Below are 14,614 nucleotides of genomic sequence, written 5' to 3'. Positions count from 1 at the left end.
GATTCCGCAGCCGACGGGCGTTTGCAGAAGCCAGTGCAGGCCCGCCGGTGCCGCGCGGCATCCGTGCGCGTCCCCGCGCGATCGAAGGCGCGCGCCTAGTCGTCGCGTTGCGCGTCGTCCAGCATGGCCTGGAACAGCAGGGCTTCGCGCGACGCCTCGGACGGCGGCGCATCCTGCCGCTTGAGCCAGTGCCGCAGGCTCGGCGCGCGCTGCAGCTCGCGCAGATCCTCCGCCAGCGCGTCGATCTCGTCCTGCAGCGCGCGCTTGATCTCGGCCATCGCCGCCTGCAGCCGTTCCGGCTTGAGCCGGCGCGTGCCGAACACGGCGTAGTCGGCCTTGAACGCGGCGTCGATACGCCGCAGTTCGTCCTGCGTGGCCTGCAGCTGCTCGCCGAGCATGCGGTTGTAGCGCTCGATGCGGGTATCGGCCATCGTCGCGAACGCGGCGGCGTCCAGTTGGCCGGCCTGCACCTGCAATTCAAACAAGCCGAGCAGGTCGGCGTCGGCATAGGCCGCGTTGAGCCGTTGCATCAGCACGGTCTTGCGTTCGCGCTGCTGCGGATCGGCCTCGCGGTCCGGGTGCAGCGTCGCGGCCAGCCGGCGGTACAGCTCGCGCAGCGCGATCTGCGGATCGAATGCCGGCGCCGGCGCGGCCGACGCGGCGCGCTGCGCCTGCTTCGCCTTGCGCGCGGCGGCGGCGGCCTGGGTCTGCCGGCGGCGCTGCTGCAGGCGCTCGAACAGCGCCTGCGGTGTCGCCAGGTACGGCAAGGCGTCGGCGTCCACGCCGAAATGCGCCGCGATCATCGCCCGCAGCGCCGCATCGGAGGCGGCGATGCGCTGGTCGAACGGCGTGTCCGCATGGCGGTCGTGGAGCGGCTTGAGTTCGAGCAGGCCGGCGTCCTCGATCAACGGCTCGGCCAGCAGGCAGATCTGCGCCGACAGCGCGGCGCGGTCGGCCTTGCCCAGCTTCTGCGCCATGCACAGCGCATCCAGCGCCAGCACGCGCTCGGCGTGCAGCTGGTCGCGCCGCTGCAGCAACGGCTGCACCTGTTCGTGGAAGCGCTGCTGCCAGCGCGGCAAGGCCTCGCGCCAGGCGGCCAGTTCGCCGCGGCTGCGTTCCAGTTGCGCGACCAGCGTGTCGAAGCGCGCGCCCGCGGCACTGCGCAGCGCGCTGCCGGCGGATGCCAGCACGGCCGACAGCGCCAGGTTCGGGATTGCATCCGCCACCGGCGCAGCGTCGCGCCGGTGCGTTGGATCAGGCATCGCGCGCGTCGTCGTCCGCGTCGTGCGGCGGCTGGTCGCCGACCGTCCACAGCCGCTCCAGCGCGTAGAACTCGCGCACGCGCGGCAGCATCACGTGCACCACCACGTCGCCGAGGTCGACCAGCACCCACTCGGCCTCGCGCTCGCCTTCCACGCCCAGCGGCATCACGTCCAGCTTCTTGGCGTGCTTGATCACTTCATCGGCGATCGACTTGACGTGGCGGGTCGAGGTGCCCGAAACGACGACCATGTAGTCGGTGACGCTGGACTTGCCGCGTACGTCGATCTCGACCACGTCCTTGGCCTTGAGCTCTTCGATCGCGTTGCGCACGTGGGCGAGCAGCACCGGCAACGGCGGCGGCGGGTTGGGCAGTTGGGTCTTGATGACGTGGGCTTGACTGGACAAAGGTGCGGACTCGTTGGAATGGGGCGAATTATAAGGAACTGCGCGGCGTCGCGTATTCAGCTAGCCGGCGGCGGGGGGCGCGTACAGCCCGGCGGCGCGGATGTACTGCGCCACGGCGGGCGGCAGCAGGCTTTCCCAGTCGCCGCCGTTGCCGATGCGCTCGCGCACCAGGCTCGCCGATTCGGCGCGCAGCGGCTGCCGCAGGCGCCACAGCAGGCCGCCCGGCGCCGCCTGCAGCGCCTGCGGCGACGCCGCCCAGCGGCCGGCGGCGGCCGCCGCCAGTTCCTCCGGCAAGGCCCGCTCCCAGCCGCTGCCGGCGCGATCGGCGATCACCACGTGCGCGGCGTCCAGCAACGCGCGCCATTCGCGCCAGCCGCTGAAGCCGACGAAGCTGTCCGAGCCCACCAGCAATGCCAGCGGCGCCGTGGCGCCGAGTTCGGCGCGCAGTTCGCGCACGGTGTCGATGCTGTACGAGGCCACGCCCGGCTGCGCCAGCGCGCGGCGCAGTTCGTGGCCGTCGAGCAGCAGGCCCGGCTCCTCGCCGATCGCCAGCGCCAGCATCCGGCAGCGCTGGCGCGCATTGGCGCCGGGCGCGGCCCGGTGCGGCGGATCGGCCGCCGGCATCAGCCGCACCGGGACCCCGAGCTCGTCGCGCGCCGCACGCGCGATCGCCAGGTGGCCGTTGTGGACCGGATCGAAGGTGCCGCCGTAGATCAGGTGGAGTTGTCGGGACTCGGGACTCGGGACTCGGGATTCGGAAAATCCCGATACCTGCGACAACGCGGGTTCCAGAGACTGTTCGGCGGGTCGGGAACCGGTACTGCCTCCACTGCCCGCACCCGCTGGAATCTCGCTGTTCCGAGTCCCGAGTCCCGAGTCCCGAGTCCCGTTCGTCATACCACCAACAACCGCACTGCGCGCGCCTCGGCGATCGCCAGCAGCAGCCGCTCCAGCGCGACCCAGGCGTCGCCGTCGGCGCGGCCCTTGGCGATGCGGTCGATGCGCCCGGCCTCGGCGACGAAGCGCTCCCAGCGGCGCGGCTCGGCATGCCGCTGCAGCGCGCGCTTGAACGGCGCCTGCCGCGATTCCCAGATGCCCTGCCCCTTCATCTCCGCGGCCAGGTTGCCGCCGGCGGCCTGCACCTTGGCCAGCGCCGCGGTGCGCAGCAGTTCCTTGATCAGGATCGGCATCAGCGCCGCGACGGCCTCGCCTTCGGCGCGCAATCCGAGCAGCATGCGGCCGACCGCCGGCGCCTGCCCGGCGAGCGTGCACTCGGCCAGGCGGAACACGTCGTAGCGCGCCGCGTCGGCGACCAGCGACTCCATCGCCGCCACGTCCAGGCTCTGGCCGTCGGCCAGCAGGGCCAGCTTGTCGATCTCCTGCGCGGCGGCGAGCAGGTTGCCCTCCACGCGCTCGGCCAGGCGCTGCACCGCGCCGGCGTCGGCGCGCAGGCCCTTGCTGCGCAGGCGGCGCTCGATCCAGTCGCCCAGTTCGTGCGGCTTGATCGCCCAGGCCACCGCGATCACCCCCAGCCGCCCGACCGCGTCGGCCCATTTGCCCTGGTGCGCCTTGCTCCATTCGTTGCAGGTGATCAGCAGCACCACGTCCGGCGGCGGATCGGCGCAGAACGCGCCGATCACCTCGGCGCCCTCCTTGCCCGGCTTGCCGCTGGGCAGGCGCAGTTCGAGCAGGCGGCGCGGACTGAACAGGCTCGGCGCGTTGAAGCTGGAATACAGCTGGCTCCAGTCGAAGTCGCGGCCGTCGGCGTCGAACACCTCGCGCTCGCCGATGCCTTCGGCGCGCGCGCGCGCCCGCACCGCGTCGGCGGCCTCGAGCACGCGCAGGGTTTCCGGGCCGGCGATCAGGTAGACCGGGTGCAGCGGCTGCGAGGCCGCCTGGGTGACGAGCTGTTCGGGGCGCAATTCCATGGCGGCAGCCTAGCGCGTCGCCGCCGCGCCGCCCAGCGCGGGCGGACGCGGCGCGAGCGCGATGCGGTCGGTCAAGGCTGCTGCGTGGCCGGCGGCGTGGCGGGCTCGGCCGGCGGCACGCCGCCGCCGTTGAAGTCGCTCCTGCCGTCGCGGATCTGCGCGCGCGCGACGCTGTCGATGCGGCGCAGGATCGACGCCGACATCTCGCGGCGCAGTTCATCGGCCAGGATCTCGCGCTCGGTGGTGGTGCCGGTGGCGTCGGTGGGCGGCGACACGTAGTCGCGCGACAGCTCGATCACCTGCTGCGGCACCAGATCGCTGCCGTCGGGCAGGCGGAACACGAAGATCGCCGCGTAGCGCAGGCTGTACTCCTGCGCGCGGCCTTCGGCGTCGAGCGCGATCGGCAGGTCGCCCCAGCGCTCGGACAGCACTTCCAGGCGCGCCACGCCGGTGTTGACGTCCTTCTCGGCGATCTGCGCGCCGGAGGCGCGCAGCCCGCGTTCGAGCAGCTTGACCAGCTCGCTGTACGGCGCCGAGGAGACCACCTTCACCGCGGGCGTGCCGGCCGGCAGGGTCAGCTTGTCGCGCAGGTGGAAACCGCAGGCGGTCAGGGACGTCGCGAGGACGAGGGCGAGCAGGAGTCGGGTCATGGACACAGTCTGGAGGAGCCGGCAGGGCGCGGCAACAGGCGGCTAGCCTGACCGATGCCGCGTGAACAGGGGTTGAGACGCGCAGCGGCGGCGCCGGACCCGGCCGGGCACGTGCCGCCGCCCGCGGCACGCAGGCGGCGCGGCTTCACGCCGCCACCAGGTTCACGATCTTGCCCGGCACGATGATGATCTTGCTGAGGCTCAGACCTTCCAGGAACCTGGCGGCGTTGGGCTCGGCCTGCGCCAGCGCCTCGATCTGCTCGCGCGCCGCATCGGCCGGCACCTCGATGGTGCCGCGCAGCTTGCCGTTGACCTGCACCGCCAGGGTCAGCGCGTCGCGCACCAGCGCCGATTCGTCGGCCCGCGGGAACGGCAGGTCTTCCAGCAGCGTGGGCGCGTGGCCGAGCACCTGCCACAGCGCGTGGCTGGCGTGCGGGGTGATCGGGTTGAGCAGCAGCACCGCCGCTTCCAGCGCTTCCTGGCGCACCGCGCGCGCCTGCGCGCCGGCGTCGTCGAACTTGGCCAGCACGTTGGTCAGCTCCATGACCGCGGCGATGGCGGTGTTGAAGCTGTGGCGGCGGCCGTAGTCGTCGGCGACCTTGCCGATGGTCTCGTGGGTCTTGCGCCGGATCGCCTTGTGCTCGGCGCTCAGCGCGGCCACGTCCAGCGCCGGCGCGGGGCCGTCGGCGACGTGCTTGTGCACCTGCGCCCACAGCCGGCGCAGGAACCGCGCCATGCCGTCGACGCCGGCCTCGTTCCATTCCAGCGACTGTTCCGGCGGCGCGGCGAACATCGAGAACAGACGCACCGTGTCGGCGCCGTACTTGTCGACCATCGCCTGCGGATCGACGCCGTTGTTCTTGGACTTGGACATCTTCTCGGTGCCGCCGATCTGCACCGGCGCGCCGTCGGCGATCAGGGTGGCGCCGACGATGCGGCCGCGCTCGTCGCGCTGCACGTCCACGTCGGCCGGGTTGATCCATTCCTTGCCGCCATCGCCCTGCTCGCGGTAGTAGGTCTCGGCGATCACCATGCCCTGGGTCAGCAGGTTGGTCGCCGGCTCGTCGCTGTCCACCAGGCGCGCGTCGCGCAGCAGCTTGTGGAAGAAACGGAAGTACATCAGGTGCAGGATCGCGTGCTCGATGCCGCCGATGTACTGGTCCACTGGCAGCCAGTAGTTGCCGCGCTTGTCGACCATGTCCTTGGCGCCGGGCGAGGTGTAGCGCGCGTAGTACCAGCTCGACTCCATGAAGGTGTCGAAAGTGTCGGTCTCGCGCTCGGCCGCCGCGCCGCACTGCGGGCAGGTGGTCTGGCGCCACTTCGGGTCGGTCTTCAGCGGCGAACCGGTGCCGCTGAGCTCGACGTTCTCCGGCAGCAGCACCGGCAACTGGTCTTCCGGCACCGGAACCGCGCCGCAGCTGGCGCAGTAGATCACCGGGATCGGGCAGCCCCAGTAGCGCTGGCGGCTGACGCCCCAGTCGCGCAGGCGGTAGTTGATCCGGCGCTGGCCCTGGCCCTTGCGCTCGAAACGCTCGGCCAGCGCCTCGAACGCACCGTGGTAGTCCAGGCCGTCGAACTCGGCCGAGTTGACCAGTTCGAATTCACGGGTCTTGTCGGTGTACCAGTCGCGCCACACCGTCGGCTCCCAGGTGCGCTCCTCGTCGTTGCGCGGCGACTTCAGCGCGATCACCTGGCGGATCGGCAACGCGTACTTGTTGGCGAACTCGAAGTCGCGCTGGTCGTGACCGGGTACCGCCATCACCGCGCCGGTGCCGTAGCCCATCAGCACGAAGTTGGCGACCCACACCGGCACCTTCTCGCCGCTGATCGGATGCACCGCCACCAGGCCGGTGTCCATGCCGCGCTTCTCCTGGGTCTCCAGCTCGGCTTCGGACACGCCGCCGTGCTTGAGCTCGGCCAGCAGCGCGGCCAGCTGCGGGTTGGACTTGGCCGCGTGCAGCGCCAGCGGATGCTCGCCGGCGATCGACACGAAGGTCACGCCCATCAGCGTGTCCGGGCGCGTGGTGAACACGCGCAGCGGGTCCAGCGCCGCGCCGCCGGCGTCGTGCACGTCGAACTGGATCTCCAGCCCTTCGGAGCGGCCGATCCAGTTGCGCTGCATGGTCTTGACCGATTCCGGCCAGCCCGGCAGCTGGTCCAGGCCGTCCAGCAGTTCCTGCGCGTAGTCGGTGATGCGCAGGAACCATTGCGGGATCTCGCGCTTCTCCACCAGCGCGCCGGAGCGCCAGCCGCGCCCGTCGATCACCTGCTCGTTGGCCAGCACGGTCTGGTCGACCGGGTCCCAGTTCACCACCGCGTTGCGCCGGTAGGCCAGGCCCTTGCGCATCAGCCGGGTGAACATGCGCTGCTCGTGCACGTAGTACTCGGGCCGGCAGGTGGCGAACTCGCGCGACCAGTCGATCGCGTAGCCCAGCGACTTGAGCTGGCTGCGCATGTGCTCGATGTTGGCGTAGGTCCATTTCGCCGGCGCGGTCTTGTTCTTGATCGCCGCGTTCTCGGCCGGCAGGCCGAACGCGTCCCAGCCCATCGGCTGCAGCACGTTCTTGCCGGTCATGCGCTGGTAGCGGCTGATCACGTCGCCGATGGTGTAGTTGCGCACGTGGCCCATGTGCAACGCGCCGGACGGGTACGGCAGCATCGACAGGCAGTAGAACTTCGGCTTGTCGGAGCTCTCCTTGACCTCGAAGGCGCGGGAGGCGTCCCAGAACTGCTGGGCGGACGATTCGACCTGCTGCGGGTCGTATGCGGTGGGTTCGACGGCGGACATGGAGACGGGCTAGGGCCAGGCGGCAACAAAGCGGCAAAGGGTACCGCAGCGCAGCAAGCCGCTCCAATCCTGGCGACGAGCGGCGCGCGGCGCGGGCCCCGGCCCCGCCTCATGCGCGCCGGGCGAAACCCGCCTGCGCTGCGACAGGTGCCGGTAAAAGCCGCTTGTGGCGGCCGCCGCCATGCCGCTTCGCGGCCGCCGCGTCGCGCGCCGGCACCGGCGCCGGCGCGGCGTGCAGCGCCGTCCATTGCGCAGAATCGGCGCTCAGCCGCCGCGCGCGACGGCAACCGGCCCACGCCGGCAGGCCAGCCATGCCAGCCACGCCCACCACAGGCCGAACACCAGCCGCTGCGCGATCGCCGGCGACACCAGCGCATCCAGCGCGAACGCGCCCAACGCCGCCAGCACCGCCACCGCCCACGCCGCCTGCGCCCAGCGGCGCGCACCCGGCACGCGCCAGGCGCCGCGGCCCAGCAGCGCCGCCGCCGGCACCAGCGCCACCACCCACAGCAGCCAGGCCGTGGCATGCAGCCGGGTCGCGCGCGCCTGCAGATCGGACGGATCCAGCGGCAGCAGTCCCATGCCGGCATACGCCAGGCCCGCCAGCACCAGCAGCTGGCCGCCCACGCGCAGCGACCAGGCCGCGCCGCGGCCGGCGCCGCGCAACAGCCGCAGCGCCAGCCCGAGCGCCAGCGCGCCGGGCAGCACGAAGACCAGCAGATTGAAGGCCCAGGCATGGGCGATGCCGCGCGCGCCGAGCAGCGCCAGCGGGTGCGACCACGGCAGGTAGCCGGGCAGCGCCAGGCCGAAGCCGGCCACCGCGGCCACCGCCAGCAGCGCCAGCCCCGGCCCGGCGTAGCGCAGCGCTCGTTCGTATCGATCGGCCAATCGGCTCTCCTTGGTTCGTCTGTCGCGCCGGTGCCGCGCGGGAAGGCGGCCATTGTGGCCGCTGCGCCCGTCGCCGGCACCTGCCGCACCGGCGCCGGGCGGTGCTTGCACGGCGGGCCGCGCCGGCGCCACGCCCTTGAGTCGTCCGCGTTTGGCACCATAGAGGCCTTCTTCGCCTTCACGATGAGCCCCATGTCCGACCATCCCCACGTTTTCGACGCCAAGACCGAGACCTTCGAGACCGAGGTGCTGCAGAAGTCGCTGCAGACCCCGGTGCTGGTGGATTTCTGGGCGCCCTGGTGCGGTCCGTGCAAGACCCTGGGGCCGCTCCTGGAGAAGCTGGCCGCCGAATACCACGGCGCGTTCGAACTGGCCAAGGTCGACGTGGACCAGGAGCAGCAGATCGCCGCCGCGTTCCAGATCCGCTCGGTGCCGACCGTGTTCCTGGTCAAGGACGGGCAGCTGGTCGACGGCTTCCCCGGTGCGCTGCCCGAGGGCCAGTTGCGCGAATTCCTCAAGCAGCACGGCATCGAGCCGCTGCCGGCGCCGGAACAGCAGGCGCCCGACGCGCCGGCCGCGCCGCTGGACCCGCACGCCGAGGTGCTGCGCCTGCGCGAGGCGATCGCCGCCGAGCCGGACAAGGCCGAGCTGAAGCTGGACCTGGCGCTGGCGCTGGTGAAGACCGGCGCGGTCGCCGAGGCCGAGGCGCTGATCGACGCCCTGCCCGCCAACCTGGCCACCGACGAGCGCGCGGTGCGCGCGCGGGCGCGGCTGGGCTTCGCCAACGCGCTGAAGGAGGCGCCGCCGATCGAGGCGCTGCAGGCGGCCATCGCGCAGGACCCGGCCGACCTGAAGGCGCGCTACCTGCTCGGGGTGCAACGCCTGGTCGGCGGCGACGACGAGGCGGCGCTGGAGCAGTTCCTGGACATGCTGCGCCAGGACCGCGCCTTCGAGGACGGGCTGCCCCGGAAATCGCTGATCGACGCGTTCCGGGTGATCGAGGACGAGGACCTGGTCGGGCGCTACCGGCGTAAGATGTCGGCCCTGTTATTCTGAGATTCATGTCACGGATGGGATCGGTTGGCCATGATTCCGCGGTTCGGCCACTCCGTGGCCCGGACGAGTCGTCCGGCTCCCTCCGCGACATCACGACCAGGGGAAACATCGGCCCGGCGCCCGGCGTCGCGCACCTGGTCCTTGCCAGGGCCAGATGTTGAGCAGCCAGAACCGCACCCCGTCCCGTCGTCGCCTTCCCCTGTCCGCGTACCGGCTCCTCGCCCTGCTGCTGATGGCCTGCGCGGGCCTGGCGGCCGCGCCGCTGGCCGCCGCCCAGGACTGGGTCTACCGCGTCCGCCCCGGCGACACCCTGTGGCAGCTCAGCGACCGCTACCTCAAGCCCAACCTGGACTGGCGGCGCCTGGGCCGGCACAACGGCGTGTCCGATCCCTATGCGCTGCCGCCGGGGCAGCCGTTGCGCTTCCCGATCGCCTGGCTGCGGGTGCAGCCGGCGCCGGCACGGGTGATCGCGCTGCGCGGCGCGGCCAGCGTGCAGGCCACGGGGGGCGCGGCGGCGGCACCGGTGCACGACGGCATGCTGCTGCCGATCGGCAGCGCGTTGCAGACCGGGGCCGACGCCAGCGTGACCGTGCAGTTCGCCGACGGCTCGCAGATGCAGGTCCGCGAGAACAGCCGCGTGCGCTTCGACCAGCTCGCCCGCTACGGCGCCACCGGCATGGTCGACACCCGCGTGCGGCTTGAACAGGGCCGCGCCAGCAACGAGGTGGTCCCGGCCCAGGGCCCGGCATCGCGCTACATCATCCAGACCCCGGCCGGCACCAGCAGCGTGCGCGGCACCCGCTTCCGCGCCGCCGCCGGCGACGAGGACGGCCAACTGGCCGCCACCGAGGTGCTGCAGGGCGTGGTGCAGGTCGGCAACCCGCGCGGCCAGCGCCTGCTGCATCCCGGCGAGGCCTCGCGCATGGCCGCCGACGCCGCGCCGCTGCCCGAGCGCCTGCTGCCGGCGCCGGTGCTCGACGAGCAGCGCAGCCGCCTGGAAAGCGCGCCGTACCTGCTGGCCTGGGAACCGTTGCCGGGCGCGGCCGGCTACCGGGTCGAAGCGGTGGACGCGCAGCAGCGCCAGGTGCTGCGCTTCGCGCGGCAGACCACGCAGGCGCAGATCGCGCTGGACGACCTGCCCGCCGGACACCTGCTGTTGCTGGTGCGCGGCATCGCCGCCACCGGGGTCGAGGGCGAGGATGCCGAGCGCGCGCTGCAGGTGTGGGCCACGCCGCTGCCGCCGCTGACGCTGCAGCCGTTGCAGCAGCAGCAATTGCGCACGCCGCATCCGCGCTTCGAATGGGCGCGCAGCGCCGACGCCGCCGCCTCGGTACTGCAGCTGGCGCGCGATGCCCAGTTCAGCGACCTGGTGTTCGAACGCCAGACCGACGCCACCCGGCTGCGCGCGCCGCTGCCGCTGCCCCCGGGCGAATACTTCTGGCGCGTGGCCTCGCGCGATGCGCAAGGGCGGCAGGGTCCGTTCGGGCAGCCGCTGCAGCTGCGGATCAGCGATGCGCCGCTGGACCCGGCGCTGCAACCGCCGCAAGCGGCCAAGGGCCAGCTGACGCTGCGCTGGCAACCCGGCGACCCCGGCCAGCGCTACCGGGTGCAGATCGCGCGCAAGCCCGACTTCGACGCGCCGCTGCTGCTCGACCGCACCCTCGACGAGCCGCAGATCTCGCTGCCGCGTCCGCGCGGCGGCACCTGGTACGTGCGCGTGCAGCAGGTGGACGACGACGGCTATGCCGCGCCGTTCTCGCCGCCGCAGGCGATCTCGCTGCCGTGCCGGGGCTGCTATCTCGGCGGCGGCGCCGGGGCGTTGCTGCTGTGGCTGCTGCTGTGAAGGCGACCGCGCCGCTGCGCTGGCTGGTAGCCGCCGCGGCGGCGCTGCTGGCCGCGGCGTTCAGCCTGTCGGACGGATTGTGGCGGCTGGACAACGCGCTGTACGACACGCTGGTCGCGCATTGGCCCTATCCGCCCGATTCGTCGGTGGTGCTGGTGGCGATCGACGACCGCAGCCTGCAGGCGCTCGGGCAATGGCCGTGGCCGCGCAGCACCCACGCGCGCCTGCTCGACCGCCTGAGCGAGGCCGGCGCCAAGCGGGTGGCGCTGGACCTGGTGTTCAGCGAACCGGACCAGGCCGATCCGGACAACGACGCGCGGCTGGCCGCGGCGCTGCGCCGCAACGGCAACACCGTACTGCCGGTGACCACCAGCAGCGCCGACGCCGGCGACATGCCGCAGGAACTGCTGCCGGTGCCGATCATCGCCCGCGCCGCGGCCGGGCTGGCGCATACCGACATCGAGATCGACGCCGACGGCGTGTCGCGCGGCATCTACCTGCGCGCCGGCCTGGGCAGCGCGCACTGGCCGGCGCTGGGCGTGGCGCTGGCCGGCCTGGCCCCGCCCTGGCCGGGCGTGGCCTCGGAGGCCGGACAGGCCGAGGACCCGATCCCCTACCGCTGGTATCGCAACGACTATGTCGGGGTCCGCTATGCCGGGCCGCCCGGCAGCTTCCCGCAGCTGTCCTACGTCGACGTGCTGGAGGGCCGGGTGCCGGCGCAGGCGCTGCGCGGGCGCCGGGTCATCGTCGGCGTCGGCGCCGCGGGCCTGGGCCAGCGCTTCCTGACCCCGATGTCGCACGAAAGCTGGATGAACGGCGCCGAGTACCAGGCCAACGTGGCCGCGATGCTGCTCGGCGGGCATGCGATCACGCCGTTGCCGGACGCCCAGCAGGCCGGCGCCTCGGCGCTGCTGGCGCTGCTCGCCGCGCTGGGCATGACCTATCCCGTGCGCCACCGGCGCTGGCCGTGGCTGGCGCTGCCGGTCACGCTGGCGCTGATCGCCACCGGCAGCCTGCTGTGGGCGCTGGCTAGCGGGCGCTGGTTCGCGCCGGCGGCGTGCCTGGGCGCGGTGACCCTGGTGTCGGCCGGCTGGCTGGGCCTGCGCGTGGCGCACTGGCGGCGCCAGGCGCACCGCGACGGGCTCACCGGGCTGGCCAACCGCCACAGTTTCGAGCTGGCCTTCCGCCAGGAACTGGCGATGGCGCGGCGCAGCGGCAAGCCGCTGACCCTGATCGTCGTCGACATCGACCATTTCAAGCGCTACAACGACACCCTCGGCCACCATAGCGGCGACCGTGCGCTCACCCTGGTCGCCGCGGCGGTCGCGCGCCACGCGCGGCGCCCGCACGATGTCGCCGCGCGCTTCGGCGGCGACGAATTCGCGATGATCCTGCCCGACACCGCGCTGCCCGGCGCGCGCGGCATCGCCGAGGCGCTGCTCGAGGACATCCGCCAGCTGACGATGCCGGGACCCCACGGCCCGGTGCCGATCACCGCCACGCTCGGCGTGCACAGCACCACGGTCGGCGCCGAGACCCGCGACCGCGATTTCTTCGCCCAGGCCGACGCGGCGCTGTACCGGGCCAAGACCGCCGGGCGCGACGGCTACGCCTGCAGCAGCCCCATCTAGGGCCTGTTAACGCTATCGGGATAGGCCGCGCCGTGCTTGGGCGCGTGCGGGGCAAGGAGAGGAAGGGCGCTTGTGCCGATAAGCGACCGAGCGATGGCGCCGCCCATGCGCGCCCAAGCGCGGCCCTTCGGGTTGCCCTGTCCGCCGCCCAGGCGGCCGCGCGCGGCTTGGACAGGCGGCCAGCCTGCCGCGATGCCACGCACGACCCCCTGGACGGCGGACATGACAACGTGGCCCATCCCGATAGCGTCAACAGGCCCCAGCCCACCATACTCATGCGAATGGTAAGCTCGGCGCTTCTTCCCGTCCCGCTCTTGCCATGAAAGCATCGCTGTTCCGCCTGGGCCTGAACCTGTGGCCGCCGTTCCTGTTCACCGGCATCCACGTGCTCGAACTGGACCAGGACTACCGCTACGCGCGGGTGGCGCTGCGCCTGCGCCCGTGGAACCGCAACTACGTCGGCACCCACTTCGGCGGCAGCCTGTTCGCGATGACCGACCCGTTCTGGATGCTGCTGGCGATGCACAGCCTGGGCCGCGACTACTACGTCTGGGACAAGGCGGGCAGCATCGAGTTCGTCAAGCCCGGGCGCAGCCACGTGGTCGCCGAGTTCCGCCTCGACGACGCCACCCTGGCCGAGATCCGCGACGCCACCGCCGGCGGCGACAAGTACCTGCGCTGGTTCGACAACGAGGTCCGCGACGCGCAGGGCGAGGTGGTCGCGCGGGTGCGCAAGCAGCTGTACGTCAAGCGCAAGCCGGCGCGCTGAGCGCAGCGTACGCGGCGGGTGGATCGCGCGCCGCGCCTGCCCGCGGCGCGCCGGCATCAGCGTCAGCGTCGCAGCCTGCTGCCCGGCAACGGCAGGCGCAGGCGGTCGCCTTCGCGCCCGGAGTAGGCCTGCACCTGCACGCCGCCCTCGGTCGCGGCCTGGATCGGGCGGGCGGACCCGCGCAACGGCGCCGGCAGCGCGGCCAGGCGCTGCGGCAACGGTTGCGCATCGGGATGCTCGCGCAGCCACAGCAGCGCCGCGACCAGGCGCGTGGCGGCGGCCGCGTCCTGCAGCGATCGCTGGTACGGTGCCACGTCGGGCGCCGCGGAGGCGGCCAGCACGCATCCCATCGCATTGGCCAGGCAGCCGACCGACCGCGACGCCGATGCCTGCGCCGGCGCCTCGACCGCCGGGCGATCGTGCAGCAGCGCGTCGCGCGCCGTGGCGCCGCAGGACCAGGCGTAGCGCGGCGCCACCATCGCCTTGCTGCGTTCGGCGTCGAACAGGCGCAGCAACGCCGCGTCGTACCAGCGCATCGGCGGTCCCGCGCCGCCGCCGAGTTCGTCGAACGCGGCGAACATCATCCGCGCTTCGCCACGCATCGCCCCGCACAGGCCGATCTCCTCGGCCGCCAGCGGCGCGAACGCCACCGCGCACTGCGCCGGCAGCGGCTGCTGCACCGGCAGTTCGGCCAGCATGCCGGCGAACAGGCGCGCATTGCCGCGCAGCATCGCCGCGCCGACCATCGGCACGATCAGGCTGTCGTCGCTGCGCAACAGGATCCGGCCCAGTTGCGCGTCGTGGCATACGCCGGCCAGCGCCGCGTCGGTACGGCCGTCGGCGAAATCCAGCGCATGGCGCATCGACCCGAGCCGCAGCAGGGAAAGCTCTGGCAGCGGCGTGTCGGCGCGCGCGTCGAACGGACTGCGGTAGTGCGCATCGGCGGGCAGCGCCGCTATCCGCGCCAGCACCGGCGCCTGCGCCTGCAGCGCGTCGGCATAGGCCTGGCGCTGCGCACGCACCTTGTCCAGGCAGTCGCTGTCGCGCCAGCTGCACCGCGGCAGCGTCGCCGGCCACGCCGGCGCGCGCGGCTGCCGCGCCAATGCGCTGCCGAACCCGCCCGCGGCGCGGGACTGGCGAAAGCGCTGCACGTCCTGCTCCAACAGCGCTGGCTGCTGCGCCGCCGGCACCGCGTACGGCAACGCCCACAGCGCCGCGAACAGGTTGGGCCCGCGCAGCGGCGCGCGCGGCTGCTGGAGCAACGCCAGCGCCTCGCGCTGCGCCGGCGGCACCGGCCACAGCCGCGACACCAGGTACGCCGCCAGCACCAGTGCCACCACGCCGCCGGCGCTCCACGCCAGCCACTTGCCGATCCTTGCGCGCATGTTTCCCC

General features: G+C 72.9%; 12 protein-coding genes. 4 read left to right on the top strand and 8 right to left on the bottom strand.

Translation table 11 applies throughout. The features are described from left to right. Window positions 1-95: 95 nt before the first annotated feature. The 7 genes from JR065_RS16880 to JR065_RS16850 all read right to left on the bottom strand — a co-directional run bounded on the left by JR065_RS16880 (window position 96) and on the right by JR065_RS16850 (window position 7,922). Window positions 96-1,262 (bottom strand): J domain-containing protein, encoded by a 1,167-nt coding sequence (locus JR065_RS16880; protein ID WP_206235473.1) that lies wholly within the window; start codon window positions 1,260-1,262, stop codon window positions 96-98. Beyond that, window positions 1,255-1,668, bottom strand: coding sequence for a ribosome silencing factor (gene rsfS / locus JR065_RS16875; RefSeq protein WP_206235472.1), 414 nt, complete (start codon window positions 1,666-1,668; stop codon window positions 1,255-1,257). The genes JR065_RS16880 and rsfS overlap by 8 nt, the downstream gene beginning before the upstream one ends. Window positions 1,669-1,728: 60 nt before the next feature. After that, window positions 1,729-2,565, bottom strand: coding sequence for a nicotinate-nucleotide adenylyltransferase (gene nadD / locus JR065_RS16870; protein WP_206235471.1), 837 nt, complete (start codon window positions 2,563-2,565; stop codon window positions 1,729-1,731). Continuing rightward, window positions 2,562-3,596: a DNA polymerase III subunit delta gene (gene holA / locus JR065_RS16865; protein ID WP_206235469.1), complete on the bottom strand. Its 1,035-nt coding sequence runs from the start codon at window positions 3,594-3,596 to the stop codon at window positions 2,562-2,564. The genes nadD and holA overlap by 4 nt, the downstream gene beginning before the upstream one ends. 71 nt (window positions 3,597-3,667) lie before the next feature. Continuing rightward, a complete protein-coding gene (gene lptE, locus JR065_RS16860; protein ID WP_429001879.1) occupies window positions 3,668-4,246 on the bottom strand; it encodes an LPS assembly lipoprotein LptE in 579 nt (192 codons plus the stop codon). Window positions 4,247-4,391: 145 nt separating this feature from the next. Further along, window positions 4,392-7,034 (bottom strand): leucine--tRNA ligase, encoded by a 2,643-nt coding sequence (gene leuS, locus JR065_RS16855; protein WP_206235468.1) that lies wholly within the window; start codon window positions 7,032-7,034, stop codon window positions 4,392-4,394. Between the two features lie 264 nt (window positions 7,035-7,298). Next, complete coding sequence (locus JR065_RS16850; protein WP_241093698.1) at window positions 7,299-7,922, bottom strand: DUF998 domain-containing protein; 624 nt, start codon at window positions 7,920-7,922, stop codon at window positions 7,299-7,301. 192 nt (window positions 7,923-8,114) lie between these two features. Between JR065_RS16850 and trxA the strand changes: the two genes are divergently transcribed. From trxA to JR065_RS16835, 4 genes are all read left to right on the top strand, one after another. Then, entirely contained in the window at window positions 8,115-8,978 is an 864-nt protein-coding gene (gene trxA / locus JR065_RS16845; RefSeq protein WP_206235466.1) for a thioredoxin, read from the top strand. A 154-nt stretch (window positions 8,979-9,132) separates the two neighbouring features. Then, a complete protein-coding gene (locus JR065_RS21565; RefSeq protein WP_241093697.1) occupies window positions 9,133-10,821 on the top strand; it encodes a FecR domain-containing protein in 1,689 nt (562 codons plus the stop codon). Next, window positions 10,818-12,452, top strand: a complete 1,635-nt coding sequence (locus JR065_RS16840) for a CHASE2 domain-containing protein (protein WP_343237291.1) — start codon at window positions 10,818-10,820, stop codon at window positions 12,450-12,452. The genes JR065_RS21565 and JR065_RS16840 overlap by 4 nt, the downstream gene beginning before the upstream one ends. 319 nt (window positions 12,453-12,771) lie before the next feature. Next, on the top strand, window positions 12,772-13,221 hold the full coding sequence (locus tag JR065_RS16835; protein WP_206235463.1) for a DUF4442 domain-containing protein: 450 nt from the start codon (window positions 12,772-12,774) through the stop codon (window positions 13,219-13,221). 62 nt (window positions 13,222-13,283) lie between these two features. Here JR065_RS16835 and JR065_RS16830 read toward each other — a convergent pair whose 3' ends face one another. Further along, window positions 13,284-14,606 carry a hypothetical protein gene (locus JR065_RS16830; protein WP_206235462.1) on the bottom strand — a complete coding sequence of 441 codons (1,323 nt, stop codon included), beginning with the start codon at window positions 14,604-14,606 and terminating at the stop codon, window positions 13,284-13,286. Window positions 14,607-14,614 lie beyond the last annotated feature (8 nt).

This window comes from Xanthomonas sp., assembly GCF_017163755.1.
Lineage (GTDB): Bacteria > Pseudomonadota > Gammaproteobacteria > Xanthomonadales > Xanthomonadaceae > Xanthomonas_A.
The sequence above is the reverse complement of the archived record's forward strand: the minus strand, read 5'-3'. Positions and strand labels throughout refer to the sequence as shown.